Genomic DNA, 11,638 nt, shown 5'->3' with positions numbered 1-11,638 from the left:
TGGAGAAGAAGCGGCTTTTACATATAACGAGTTACAGCAAATTCTTTCTTAGCCCGAAAAGAGCTCACATGCCGATAAAATGAAAAAGGGTGAAATGAAAAATGAAGACAGTAATCATTGCAACGAAAAATAAAGGGAAAGCAAAGGAGTTCGAAAGCTTATTCTCTGCTAAAGGATATGAAGTCAAAACACTTCTTGATGTACCGGATGCTCCGGATGTTGAGGAGACAGGGACGACCTTTGAAGAAAATGCGATCCTGAAGGCAGAGGCCATTGCCCATCAGCTAGGCCGTTTTGTCATTGCTGATGATTCGGGATTGATTGTAGATGCATTGGAGGGCCGTCCAGGCGTATATTCTGCGCGCTATGCTGGAGAGTCCAAGAGTGATGAAGCAAACACGGAAAAAGTCCTCCGGGAACTGGAAGGCGTGCCAAAAGAGGATAGAACGGCGAGGTTTTATTGCGCCTTGGCACTAGCGTCACCCAACCAGGAAACGATCACGGTATCGGGAACCATGGAAGGCTTGATTACAGAACAGCCTTCAGGAGCGAATGGATTTGGTTATGATCCCATCTTTTTTGTTGAGGAACAGGGTAAAACAAACGCCGAATTGACAAAAGAGGAAAAAAACAAAATCAGTCACCGTGCCAATGCATTGAGGGCTCTAGATGAAAAACTTGATCTATTTCTAAAAAGGGAAGAAGGAATGTGACGATGAAAGTGCTAATAATGAGTGACAGTCATGGCTTAACTCATGAAATCAGCATGATTACCGACCGTCATAAACAAGAGGTTGCTGCCATGATCCATTGCGGTGATTCAGAGTTGGAAAGAAATGACCCTCACATGTCGGGGTTCTTAGCCGTACGCGGGAATTGTGACTATGATTCGGCATATCCGAATGACATTGTGGAGATTATTGCAGGCAAGCATTTCTTCCTTACACATGGACACCTCTATAACATAAATATGACCTTGATGAACCTATCTTATAAAAGTGAAGAGACAGGGGCGGATATTATTTGCTTTGGTCACTCCCACGCTGCAGGCTCCGAATTGATTGACGGCAAGCTCTTCATCAACCCGGGAAGCATACGTCAGCCGCGTGGACGAAAAGAGAAAACCTATGCCATTTTGGAAATCGGAAATGACCAACTTGAAATCATCTATTATGACCTTGAAGGAAAAATCGTTGAAGAACTAAGAAATGCTTATCAAATGGAATGACTTCATGTATAATGAACAGGAAGCGTTTTTCCCCGCTTCCTGGTTCATTAAAAAAGAAAAAAACTTTTTTTGAAAAACCGTTGACTTTCTTTTGATATCCTACTATAATAAGAAGTGTCCTAAGGGAACAGTTAAGGTAATACATAAGTTTTACCGCAACTTATATCATACGTCTCAGTAGCTCAGCTGGATAGAGCAACGCCCTTCTAAGGCGTCGGTCGGGAGTTCGAATCTCTCCTGGGACACTAACTAAAAAAAGCCAAAACCTTCTAAGGTTTTGGCTTTTTTACTTTTGGCTTAAGTCAACGAGGGTAATTTCAATTTGCTATCCTTTTAACTGTTAAAGTTCGTATGACGACAAGAAGTTTTTTATTTCGTATTTATCGCAGGTGGATGACCTTTTATGTCGAACTTGTTATAAATAAGGAGATGTTTAAATGAATAAAGATAGATTATTCAAGTTCATTCAAACTTCCACTCGGGGCAATTTCTTCTCAGTCGAAATAACCGAAGATGGAACAGAAGTGGTCCAATTAGCCAAGGAGTTAGAAAAAGAAGGAAGAATCAAGTTGAGGGAATGCACACGAAAAGAGCAAGGTGTTTATCTGGAAGGGATACTTAAGTTTGTGCCTAGCTAATACCTAATGAGCTCTAACGAAGGACTTATATTAGGAATTTCATATGCTCCATAGAAAAAAGGCATCCATGATCGGATGCCTTTTTTCTATATCAAATTCTATTTAATGTTTGGAGATTTTTTTTAATGATTTCACGGTTTTTGATTATTGCCGTATTCAATTCTTCGACGGGTGAACTTTTAACATTTTCTTCACTGAGCTGCATCACACTTGATTGGTTTTGTATAAGTGATTCAATCGTATCGCGTAATTCTGGCAGTGATACCTTGAATTGTTCAGATAAATGTTGTAATGCCTTGTGTAAATCGGTGTTATGGAATGATGGAATTATCGCATCGTTTTCATCTTTCAATAATATATCCTCCTCTAAAGTTTATTCACGCTTATATAGCATATTATTGGGGAAATTACGCTTATTATTCAATATACTATATCGGCATAGTGTCATGGAAATCGTTTAATGGATTGTGTATTCGCCTGTCAGCTGCATGTTATGAAGCCCTCTGGCCATCAAGGTCATCTTTGGATACTTTGCTGGAGTTAAATTAGAAAAAACATTGACATAATGCAAACGAATTAATATTATGTTTATTATATTATAAACTTTATAGGGAAGTGTTTGTTTTATGAAGGACGCTGAAATGTTTTGGAGCGCATCTCAGAATGAGCTTAAACAAGGGTATATAGAAGGTGAGAATCAATATGTTTGTTTGCTGTGCGGAAATGCAGTTGAAAAGGGGGTAGTATACCCGAAAGATGGGGTTCTTTATGAAGCAAAGAGGTATATGCGAATTCATATTGAACATGCACACAGCTCCGTTTTTGAATACTTGATCGATCTCGATAAAAAACTTACAGGTCTCACGGACCATCAAAACCGCCTTCTTCGCCTATTTTACCAAGGGAAGAATGATGCTGAGGTTCAGGAGGAAATGGGGATTGGCAGTCCGTCCACCATTCGGAACCATCGTTTTGTGTTGAAAGAGAAAGAGCGACAGGCTAAGTTGTTTTTAGCCCTGATGGAACTTTTGAAAGATAAAGATGAACATGCGCCGGCATTTATCCCGCTTCATCAAAAAGCGACGATGGTCGATGATCGTTATAACGTTACCGAGGATGAAAAGGTGACTGTACTGAAAAAATACTTCCCTAAAGGCAGTCATGATGCATTAAAGTCTTTCCCGCCAAAGGAAAAACAAAGGCTGATCATTCTCCGAGAAATTATGAACCGTTTTGAAAATGAGCGGAAATACGAAGAAAAAGAAATCAATCAAATATTGAGTGCCGTTTATCATGATCATGTTCTTTTGAGAAGATATTTAATAGAATATGGATTCTTGGATAGAAAGCCTGATGGGAGCCAATATTGGCTGAAGAAATGATGACTGGAGGCAAGAAAGATGGATCGTAAAAAAGAATTGAAGCAATTATATAAAGAAACGAAAGTTGAAGCAGGTGTATACCAAATCAGAAATACGGTAAATAATAAAGTTTTTATCGGAAGCACCAGGAATTTAAAGACGTTGAAGGGGAAACGATTTGAATTGGAAGTCGGAACAAACACCAATAAAGTGCTGCAAGGTGAGTGGAACGAATATGGGGAAGATGCTTTTTCTTTTGAGGTACTGGAAGTATTGAAGCCGAAAGATACAGGATTTTTTGATGTTAAACGGGAATTGAAAAAACTTGAAGAAATGTGGATGGAAAAAATACAGCCATACGAAGAACGGGGATACAATAGAATGAAATCCACTGACTTGTAAGTGGCCTTTAGAGATTCTCCCGATTCCCAGCCCCTGATTTACCTTTGATGCACTTCATTCTTATTTATTTATGCTAAGAGCGAAAAAAAGGGTTGAAAACCTTAAGGCATTCTACATTCATATTACGGTGTATGTATTGGTGAATGTCATGTTATTTGTGATTAACCTATTAACGGATCCTGGTTATTGGTGGTTCCTTTATCCCCTTGGAGGGTGGGGGATTGGTGTTCTGATACACGGAATTACTACCATTAAACAAGGAAACTTCGGGTCCGAGTGGGAAGAAAGAAAAATAAAAGAATATATGGAAAATGATAAAAAGAACAGCTGAATTTGGGCGTGTTCAAAACAGGGAGTCATTTGTGGCTCTTTTTTTGTGGGAAAATAATCAGAAGATCTCACTTGTTGTAAGTTTTTAAATGGTTTAAGCTAATAATGAGGGACTTGTTTATGAAATAGGGGGAAACCCGTGGAGGACCTTACTAAATAATTAATTTTAGGAGTTGCGAATGAAAAAAATAGGATGGACCATAACGGGGATAGGAGCAATCATAGCGCTGGGGGCCTTACTTTATCCTTTGAATGTTATTAATAAAACTCTATGTATATATTTATTGCTCGGCGGTGCAGGGCTAATGTTTGTCGGGTCTATGTTCAGGGCCTTTTCGCTCCTGAAAAGATGACTGATTTTAAGGTTGATCAAAACGTTCGATTAAGGTGATGACATGGAGAAAAACCAATTGAAATATGCCCAGCAGCATCTGGCTAATGAACGCACCTTTTTAGCGTGGGTAAGAACGGTGATTGCGATAGTGGGGGTTGGTTTTCTTGCGACAAGCCTGCATTTTACGATTGGTGTGCATCGGGATCCCCGGATTGACCTGATCAGTATCTTGCTGGGGATGTTTGCATGTGCATTGGGCCTTGTGATTACAGTGCTGGCGACGTTCGGTTATCTTCAGAAGAAGCGGCAAATCAATGAAGGGACATTCCACCCCTCGAGTGCGCACGTTATTCTAATCGCTGTTTTTATGGTCATATTGTTATCGATGATCATTTTATATTTTGTTTTCATAAAAGTGTAAAACTGTCCTAATATTTAAAGGACAGTTTTTTCAGTTTCTACTATTATATACTTATTCTTACATCAATATGGAAAGTTTTCTTCCATTATATAAATTCATCAAAAAATGAAAGCTTGGAAAACTATGTTTTTCATTTTGGTCATGGAGAGAAATTAAAACCTTTAAAAATATTTCATTCAGTATTGTGCACGTCAGCCGTGGTAAAGCTTAGATATTACCAGAAGTGTATATCCGGGGCTAGGAAAAGGTCGGTCGGTTTTGCCTTTTGCCTTCCTAGAAAAATTATATATTAGCCACCATCAGTTTGTGAATAAACTTCACATGGATAAAGCTAGCTTTAAAACTCTTGAAAGTACTTTACTTTATTCAATTTCAATCACGTTTTAAATATTTGTTTAATTTCCATTTTGTGAGATATGATAAAGAGGAACTAAAAGGAGGTCATTAACATGGTTGATATCAGAAAAGGTGAAAGTTCTTTTTTTGTCGAAGAATCTGGTGAGAAATTAGCGGAAATTACATTCTTTAAATCAGGTGATGATGAAATCACTGTCGATCATACCGTTGTTTCTGACAAGCTGCGCGGGCAAAAGGTTGGAAATGCCCTTGTTGAAAAGGTAATAGGATTCGCAAGGGAGGAAAAACTGAAGATTGTTCCGGTATGTTCGTTCGTTCAAAAACAATTTGAAAAAAATGAAGAATACGAGGATGTATTGGCTAAATGAACCAGAGGGCTGGACCAGGGGATGATTAATAACACCTGTGTTCAGCCCTTTGTCATTTTTTTAGATAATCTTCACCCCTTCAATTCTCCAAGAAAAAAATATTAAACGCCTTTCCGCCTACAGTGTTGTTCGCATTTAATATAGGGGAGGTGCTAGGATGGCCATCAAATTACAAACCCTATTGAAACGCGCAAAGGAAAATATGGGAAGCGGTATGAACCCGGTCGTGAACGAGACGATACTCGAAGTGGTTAAATTAGCTTATGAAGCGGGTATATTTGTTCAAATAACGGCTGGTTATCGAAGTTTCCCAGAACAAAATAAATTGTATGAACGGGGCAGAACGAATAAATCAATGCCTATCGTGACTTATGCCAGAGCGGGCCAGTCCTTGCATAACTATGGACTTGCTGTGGATTTTGTCATTGTTAGTGATGACGGCAAGCGGACATTGTGGACAGAGGGCGAAAAGTGGACAAGGGTAGCGGCCATAGCAAAGTCCCTGGGATTTGTTTGGGGAGGGGATTTTGAATTGTTCCGGGATTTTCCGCATCTTGGAATGTCAGGCGGTTTATCCACGAGAGATCTTCAAAAGGGATTGAGGCCGAATCTTGTATCAAGAGTGGCGTCAGTGAACAGTGAAAGGGAAAATGGATGATCCGCTATTTGGGAACACTAATACTAGTGACTGGCATCATGTGGGTAGTTTGAGGATATTTCAGTGGAGAAGTTTGTTATCACTTTAATAATTTTAATGGGATATTTGATGTTTTTAAAAATTAAATATTGAAAAAACTTTTTTTATAGAATGTGGCCATGATAGGTATGTAAGCGGATACAACAAATCTTTCAATTTAGAATTATCAAAAAATTTCAAAAAACCTGTTGACTACTACCTGAAATACACGTAAGATAATCACAAATACAAGACATCAAACATAAGCGTTTCGAAAAATATGAATAATGCGAAAAGCATTGAAGAGGATAAGTAGTCTTTTAAAAAGGCAGTCACAGAGAGCCGGGTAGCTGAGAGCCGGTATTGTCCCGAAAGATGAACTCACCTTGGAGTTTCAGCTTGAACGTCAGACTAGTAGGGCTGAACGGGTGCGTACCAGTACCCGTTACCAAAACAGAGAATAGTGTAGGCTATTCAAAGTGCGCATGGAGTTTCATGCGAAAAAGGGTGGTACCGTGGAGTGGCTCATCAAGCCTTTTCACCCCTTTAACTTGCCGAGTGCAAGTACATTTGGGGTGAAAAGGCTTTTTTGTATGCATAAAAAGCTGAAAATTCTGAATGTTAAGAAATATTTAATAGAAAAGCGAAGGAGGTTTTTTACGAAATGACACAAAAGTCAGTTGTTGCTGATCGGAAAAGTGGAAAGACACATTATAGTGGTGCTGAATTTCTGCTGAATGCATTGAAAAAGGAAAATGTTGAAGTCATCTTTGGTTATCCGGGAGGTTCTGTATTGCCGATTTATGACAAGCTTTACAGTTCAGAACTTTTTCATATTTTGACAAGGCACGAACAAGGTGCGATTCATGCAGCGGAAGGATACGCCAGGATTACCGGCAAGCCGGGGGTGGTCATAGTTACATCCGGTCCAGGGGCAACGAACATTGTCACCGGTTTGGCCGATGCAATGATTGACTCTTTACCGCTTGTGGTAATTTCGGGTCAGGTAGCTACCAGTGTAATTGGCTCGGATGCTTTCCAGGAGGCTGATGTACTGGGGATTACTACCCCGATCACAAAACATAACTATCAGGTAAGGAGGCCGGAAGACCTTCCGCGCATTATAAAAGAAGCTTTTTATATCGCTTCCAGCGGCCGGCCCGGTCCAGTATTAATCGATATACCTAAGGACATGGCCATTATAGAAGGTGTATCGACTGAAGAGGAGCCAGAAATGAATCTCCCGGGCTATCAGCCGACAACCAAGCCGAATTACTTACAGATCAGAAAGCTTGTTGAAGCCGTAAGCGGGGCGAAAAGACCGGTCATTCTTGCAGGGGCAGGTGTCCTGCATGCAAAGGCCTCCCATCTATTAAAGGAATATGTCGAGCAGCAAGGCATTCCCGTCGTCCACACTTTATTGGGTCTTGGGGGCTTTCCGGCGGAACATCCTCTCTTTATCGGAATGGGTGGTATGCATGGCTGCTATGCAGCAAACATGGCATTAGCGAAATGTGATCTATTAATCAATATCGGTGCCAGGTTCGATGATCGATTGACTGGGAACCTAGCGAAATTCGCACAGCATGCAACGGTGGCCCATATCGATATTGATCCAGCGGAAATCGGTAAAAATGTGCCGACAAAAATTCCGGTCGTCGGAAGTGCCAAGGAAGCGCTGGCGGAGTTGATTGCGCAAAGTGGCAAGAAACCGGAAATTGATGAATGGACAACACAGCTGACTGCATGGAATGAAGAGTTCCCATTGCGTTATACCCATGAAGAAGGCGTATTGAAACCTCAGCGGGTCATCCAGATGCTTCATGAAAAAACGAATGGGGAAGCCATTGTTACGACGGATGTTGGACAGCATCAAATGTGGGCAGCGCAATACTATCCATTTAATAAACCGAATTCATGGGTCACTTCCGGTGGATTGGGGACGATGGGCTTTGGCTTACCATCGGCTCTCGGAGCGCAACTGGCGAATCCGAAAGCGACGGTGCTCTCCATATCGGGGGATGGTGGATTCCAGATGTGCCTGCAGGAACTTTCAGTCATTGCCGAAATGAATCTGCCAATCAAAATCATCATCGTCAACAACGGGGCACTAGGGATGGTAAGACAGTGGCAGGAACTCTTTCATGATAAACGTTTCTCACACAGTATTTTTCAATCGCATCCGGATTTCGTGAAATTGGCCGATGCTTATGGAATTCCGGGATACAAAGTGACGACGGAGGAAGAAGCAAGTAACTGCCTGGATGAAGCTTTAAAGACTGATGGTCCAGTGTTGATTGATTTCCGGGTAAAACAAAACGAAAATGTCTTTCCGATGGTAGCACAAGGAAAAGGGCTTGATGAAATGGAAGGAGTTTAATCAATGAAGGGAATTCTTAGCCTCACCGTGAACAACAGGCCAGGCGTCCTGAATCGGATTACGAACCTGTTCACGAAAAGAAATTATAACATTGAAGGCATGACTGTCGGACCTTCCGAACAGGATGGCATTTCAAGGATGACCTTCGTGGTCGATGTTGATGACGAAGCTGTCATTGAACAGATCACCAAGCAATTGAATAAGCAGATTGATGTTTTGAAAGTATATGATATTACGAATCAATCGATTGTGGCGAGGGAACTTGCACTCATTAAAATATTGGTGACTACACAAACCCGAGCCGAGATTTATTCAGTCATAGAACCCTTCCGAGCTTCAGTTATTGATGTCAGTAAAGATAGCCTGACAGTTCAAATCACAGGGGAATCGGATAAAATCGAAGCCTTCATTGAACTGATCAAGCCATATGGCATCAAGGAATTGGCAAGGACAGGGACAGCCGCCATCCCGCGTGGAATGCAAATTGCACACGCTAAGAATGCGACAATCGTATAAAACAAAAACCAAAACAAAGCTAAACAAAACAAAAAACAATGATGAAAAGGGAGATGTAATTATTATGGCAAAAGTATATTATAACGCAGAAGCAAACGAGAATTTCTTCAACAATAAAAAGGTAGCGGTCATCGGATATGGTTCACAAGGACACGCACACGCACAAAACCTACGTGACAGCGGTGTAGATGTAATCATCGGAATCAGGAAAGGTAAATCCTTCGATAAAGCGGTGGAAGACGGCTTTAATGTTTACACGGTGAAAGAGGCAGCTGAACAGGCAGACGTGATCATGAACCTATTACCGGATGAAACTCAGCCGAAAGTATACCAAGAAGAAATCAAACCGGTATTGCGTGCAGGTCAAGCGTTAATGTTCGCACACGGATTCAACGTCCATTTCAACCAAATCGTTCCTCCGGCAGACGTAGATGTATTATTAGTCGCTCCAAAGGGTCCGGGACATCTTGTTCGCCGTACATATGAACAAGGTGCAGGGGTGCCGGCACTATTCGCCATCTATCAAAATGTTACGGGTGAAGCAAAAGATTTGGCCCTTGCGTACGCTCGGGGAATCGGCTCTTTAAGAGCTGGCGGTTTGGAAACTACATTCCAGGAAGAAACGGAAACGGATCTATTTGGAGAGCAGGCCGTACTTTGCGGCGGATTGACTGCCCTTGTGAAAGCTGGATTCGAAACCTTGACAGAAGCTGGATACCAACCGGAAGTAGCATATTTCGAGTGTTTACATGAACTTAAATTAATCATCGACCTTATGTATGAAGGCGGTATGGAAAACATGCGCTATTCCATTTCTGACACAGCTCAATGGGGAGATTTCGTTTCTGGACCACGCGTTGTGACGGAAACTACGAAAGAGGCAATGAAAGCGATCTTGAAAGACATCCAAGACGGTGAGTTCGCTAAAGGATGGATCTTGGAAAACCAAGCGAATCGTCCAGTCTTCAATGCTATCAATAATCGTGAAAACCAACATCAAATCGAAGTGGTTGGCCGTGAATTAAGAAAAATGATGCCATTCGTAAAACCTCAACAACAAGAGAAAGAAGTGGTAGCCGTTGCGAAAAATTAATATATTTGAAACTACACTTCGAGATGGGGAGCAATCAGCCGGTGTAAATTTGAATTTTACCGAAAAACTTGAAATTGCTTATCAGCTTGAAAGATTGGGTGTTGATATTATCGAAGCCGGTTTTCCGGCAGCATCCAAAGGGGATTTCAACTCCGTACAGGAAATCGCGCGCAAAATCAAAAACAGCTCTGTCACAGGGCTGGCGCGTGCTGTAAAAGGAGATATCGATGCAGCTTGGGATTCATTAAGGGGCGGGGAAGAACCAAGGTTGCATACTTTCATCGCCACTTCGCCCATTCATCGTGAATATAAGTTGAAAATGTCGAAGCAGCAAGTGATTGAAAAGGCAGTTGAGATGGTCAAGTACGGTGCAGCGCGTTTTCCGATCGTACAATGGTCTGCAGAAGATGCAAGCCGTACAGAACTTGACTATTTGGCTGAAATCGTCGAAGCGGTCATTCAAGCTGGTGCTAAGGTCATTAACATCCCGGATACTGTTGGATATGCAGCTCCAATCGAGTACGGAAACATTTTCAGATACCTTCGTGAACATGTTCCTTCTATTGATAAAGTTAGTTTGTCCGCACACTGCCATGACGATCTTGGAATGGCGACTGCCAATTCATTGGCTGCCATCGAAGGCGGAGCTACGCAAGTCGAAGGCACAATCAACGGAATTGGTGAACGTGCCGGAAACGTGGCGCTTGAAGAAGTGGCCATGGCACTCTACATCCGTAAAGATTTCTATCAAGCGGAAACGGGTCTTGTATTGAATGAAATAAAAAGGACCAGTGATTTGGTCAGCCGCCTTACGGGAATGCAGGTACCTGCTAATAAAGCCATTATTGGTGCCAATGCATACGCACATGAATCTGGCATTCACCAGGATGGCGTGTTAAAAGAAAAAACGACATATGAAATCATTTCACCTGAACTTGTAGGGGTTTCGTCCAATTCACTAGTTTTAGGAAAGCATTCAGGACGCCATGCTTTCAAAGAAAGATTACAAGAGTTGAATTTTACGGTAACGGATGAGGAAATGAACTCATTATTCATTCAGTTCAAGGAATTGGCTGATAATAAAAAGAACATGACGGATGAAGATATCGTTGCGCTGGTGCTTGAAGAGAAAGCGACGGATATCAGTTTTTATGACATGATTTCCTTACAGATTTCCCATGGTACCCATCAGACGGCGACAGCGACGGTCACACTGAAAAAAGGCGATAATGAAGAGATTCAGGAAGCGGCTACAGGTGCAGGAAGTGTAGAAGCCTTATATAACACGCTTGAAAGGTGTTTGGGCAGCGAGATCAACTTGCTGGACTATCGAATTCAATCGGTGGGCGGCGGAATGGATGCCCTTGCTCAGGTTTTTGTGAAAATTGATTATAACGGTGTGGAAACAAGCGGCAGGGGTCTTGATCAGGACGTCTTGGAAGCATCCGCCAAAGCGTATTTGAACGCTGTGAACCGTGTGATCATCATGAAGGAACTGGAAGAAAAAGCAGTATTACAATAGGAAGGGGAGATT

15 protein-coding genes, 1 tRNA gene and 1 other annotated feature are annotated in these 11,638 nt (G+C 41.6%); of the genes, 15 read left to right on the top strand and 1 reads right to left on the bottom strand.

Annotated features, from left to right (window positions below; translation table 11 throughout):
* Window positions 1-101 precede the first annotated feature (101 nt).
* From ACIQZD_RS03420 to ACIQZD_RS03405, 4 genes are all read left to right on the top strand, one after another.
* Complete coding sequence (locus tag ACIQZD_RS03420) at window positions 102-713, top strand: XTP/dITP diphosphatase (protein ID WP_402898187.1); 612 nt, start codon at window positions 102-104, stop codon at window positions 711-713.
* Between the two features lie 2 nt (window positions 714-715).
* Window positions 716-1,228, top strand: coding sequence for a metallophosphoesterase family protein (locus tag ACIQZD_RS03415; protein ID WP_402898184.1), 513 nt, complete (start codon window positions 716-718; stop codon window positions 1,226-1,228).
* 171 nt (window positions 1,229-1,399) lie between these two features.
* Window positions 1,400-1,473: transfer RNA gene (locus ACIQZD_RS03410), tRNA-Arg, on the top strand.
* Window positions 1,474-1,665: 192 nt separating this feature from the next.
* A complete protein-coding gene (locus tag ACIQZD_RS03405; protein ID WP_048688856.1) occupies window positions 1,666-1,866 on the top strand; it encodes a hypothetical protein in 201 nt (66 codons plus the stop codon).
* A 91-nt stretch (window positions 1,867-1,957) separates the two neighbouring features.
* Here the strand turns inward: ACIQZD_RS03405 and ACIQZD_RS03400 are convergent, their stop codons facing one another.
* Window positions 1,958-2,218: a hypothetical protein gene (locus tag ACIQZD_RS03400; protein ID WP_402898180.1), complete on the bottom strand. Its 261-nt coding sequence runs from the start codon at window positions 2,216-2,218 to the stop codon at window positions 1,958-1,960.
* Between the two features lie 274 nt (window positions 2,219-2,492).
* Here ACIQZD_RS03400 and ACIQZD_RS03395 point away from each other — a divergent pair, with 274 nt between their 5' ends.
* The 11 genes from ACIQZD_RS03395 (at window position 2,493) to ACIQZD_RS03345 (ending at window position 11,626) form a co-directional block, all read left to right on the top strand.
* Window positions 2,493-3,248 (top strand): DUF2087 domain-containing protein, encoded by a 756-nt coding sequence (locus tag ACIQZD_RS03395; protein ID WP_402898177.1) that lies wholly within the window; start codon window positions 2,493-2,495, stop codon window positions 3,246-3,248.
* Window positions 3,249-3,266: 18 nt separating this feature from the next.
* Window positions 3,267-3,629 (top strand): GIY-YIG nuclease family protein, encoded by a 363-nt coding sequence (locus ACIQZD_RS03390; protein WP_402898174.1) that lies wholly within the window; start codon window positions 3,267-3,269, stop codon window positions 3,627-3,629.
* A 70-nt stretch (window positions 3,630-3,699) separates the two neighbouring features.
* Window positions 3,700-3,960: a 2TM domain-containing protein gene (locus ACIQZD_RS03385; RefSeq protein ID WP_402898171.1), complete on the top strand. Its 261-nt coding sequence runs from the start codon at window positions 3,700-3,702 to the stop codon at window positions 3,958-3,960.
* A gap of 178 nt (window positions 3,961-4,138) precedes the next feature.
* Window positions 4,139-4,312: a hypothetical protein gene (locus ACIQZD_RS03380; protein WP_202190575.1), complete on the top strand. Its 174-nt coding sequence runs from the start codon at window positions 4,139-4,141 to the stop codon at window positions 4,310-4,312.
* Between the two features lie 42 nt (window positions 4,313-4,354).
* Window positions 4,355-4,714 carry a YidH family protein gene (locus ACIQZD_RS03375; RefSeq protein ID WP_402898168.1) on the top strand — a complete coding sequence of 120 codons (360 nt, stop codon included), beginning with the start codon at window positions 4,355-4,357 and terminating at the stop codon, window positions 4,712-4,714.
* A 449-nt stretch (window positions 4,715-5,163) separates the two neighbouring features.
* Window positions 5,164-5,439: a GNAT family N-acetyltransferase gene (locus ACIQZD_RS03370; protein WP_101222823.1), complete on the top strand. Its 276-nt coding sequence runs from the start codon at window positions 5,164-5,166 to the stop codon at window positions 5,437-5,439.
* 157 nt (window positions 5,440-5,596) lie between these two features.
* Window positions 5,597-6,097, top strand: a complete 501-nt coding sequence (locus tag ACIQZD_RS03365) for a M15 family metallopeptidase (RefSeq protein WP_402898164.1) — start codon at window positions 5,597-5,599, stop codon at window positions 6,095-6,097.
* Window positions 6,098-6,405: 308 nt separating this feature from the next.
* Window positions 6,406-6,664, top strand: a binding site (T-box leader).
* 115 nt (window positions 6,665-6,779) lie between these two features.
* The gene (ilvB, locus tag ACIQZD_RS03360) at window positions 6,780-8,495 is read left to right on the top strand and encodes an acetolactate synthase large subunit (protein ID WP_402898161.1); all 1,716 of its coding nucleotides are present in this window, start codon (window positions 6,780-6,782) and stop codon (window positions 8,493-8,495) included.
* 3 nt (window positions 8,496-8,498) lie between these two features.
* A complete protein-coding gene (ilvN, locus tag ACIQZD_RS03355) occupies window positions 8,499-9,011 on the top strand; it encodes an acetolactate synthase small subunit (RefSeq protein WP_402898159.1) in 513 nt (170 codons plus the stop codon).
* Window positions 9,012-9,075: 64 nt separating this feature from the next.
* A complete protein-coding gene (ilvC, locus tag ACIQZD_RS03350; protein WP_402898156.1) occupies window positions 9,076-10,104 on the top strand; it encodes a ketol-acid reductoisomerase in 1,029 nt (342 codons plus the stop codon).
* On the top strand, window positions 10,091-11,626 hold the full coding sequence (locus ACIQZD_RS03345) for a 2-isopropylmalate synthase (RefSeq protein WP_350299633.1): 1,536 nt from the start codon (window positions 10,091-10,093) through the stop codon (window positions 11,624-11,626). Before ilvC ends, ACIQZD_RS03345 begins: the two co-directional genes overlap by 14 nt.
* Window positions 11,627-11,638: the final 12 nt, after the last annotated feature.

Origin of the sequence: Peribacillus sp. NPDC096447 (assembly GCF_044762725.1) — a bacterium.
Taxonomy (GTDB): domain Bacteria; phylum Bacillota; class Bacilli; order Bacillales; family DSM-1321; genus Peribacillus.
Note: the sequence above shows the minus strand (reverse complement) of the source record. Positions and strands in the feature narration are given on the sequence as shown.

Bases quoted from the DNA above. Each gene is read 5' to 3' on its own strand.
- ACIQZD_RS03380 (WP_202190575.1), top strand. From the start codon at position 4,139: ATGAAAAAAATAGGATGGACCATAACGGGGATAGGAGCAATCATAGCG.
- ACIQZD_RS03370 (WP_101222823.1), top strand. From the start codon at position 5,164: ATGGTTGATATCAGAAAAGGTGAAAGTTCTTTTTTTGTCGAAGAATCT.
- ACIQZD_RS03365 (WP_402898164.1), top strand. From the start codon at position 5,597: ATGGCCATCAAATTACAAACCCTATTGAAACGCGCAAAGGAAAATATG.
- ACIQZD_RS03385 (WP_402898171.1), top strand. From the start codon at position 3,700: ATGCTAAGAGCGAAAAAAAGGGTTGAAAACCTTAAGGCATTCTACATT.
- ACIQZD_RS03395 (WP_402898177.1), top strand. From the start codon at position 2,493: ATGAAGGACGCTGAAATGTTTTGGAGCGCATCTCAGAATGAGCTTAAA.
- ACIQZD_RS03415 (WP_402898184.1), top strand. From the start codon at position 716: ATGAAAGTGCTAATAATGAGTGACAGTCATGGCTTAACTCATGAAATC.
- ilvN (WP_402898159.1), top strand. From the start codon at position 8,499: ATGAAGGGAATTCTTAGCCTCACCGTGAACAACAGGCCAGGCGTCCTG.
- ACIQZD_RS03405 (WP_048688856.1), top strand. From the start codon at position 1,666: ATGAATAAAGATAGATTATTCAAGTTCATTCAAACTTCCACTCGGGGC.
- ilvB (WP_402898161.1), top strand. From the start codon at position 6,780: ATGACACAAAAGTCAGTTGTTGCTGATCGGAAAAGTGGAAAGACACAT.
- ACIQZD_RS03375 (WP_402898168.1), top strand. From the start codon at position 4,355: ATGGAGAAAAACCAATTGAAATATGCCCAGCAGCATCTGGCTAATGAA.
- ACIQZD_RS03390 (WP_402898174.1), top strand. From the start codon at position 3,267: ATGGATCGTAAAAAAGAATTGAAGCAATTATATAAAGAAACGAAAGTT.
- ACIQZD_RS03420 (WP_402898187.1), top strand. From the start codon at position 102: ATGAAGACAGTAATCATTGCAACGAAAAATAAAGGGAAAGCAAAGGAG.
- ilvC (WP_402898156.1), top strand. From the start codon at position 9,076: ATGGCAAAAGTATATTATAACGCAGAAGCAAACGAGAATTTCTTCAAC.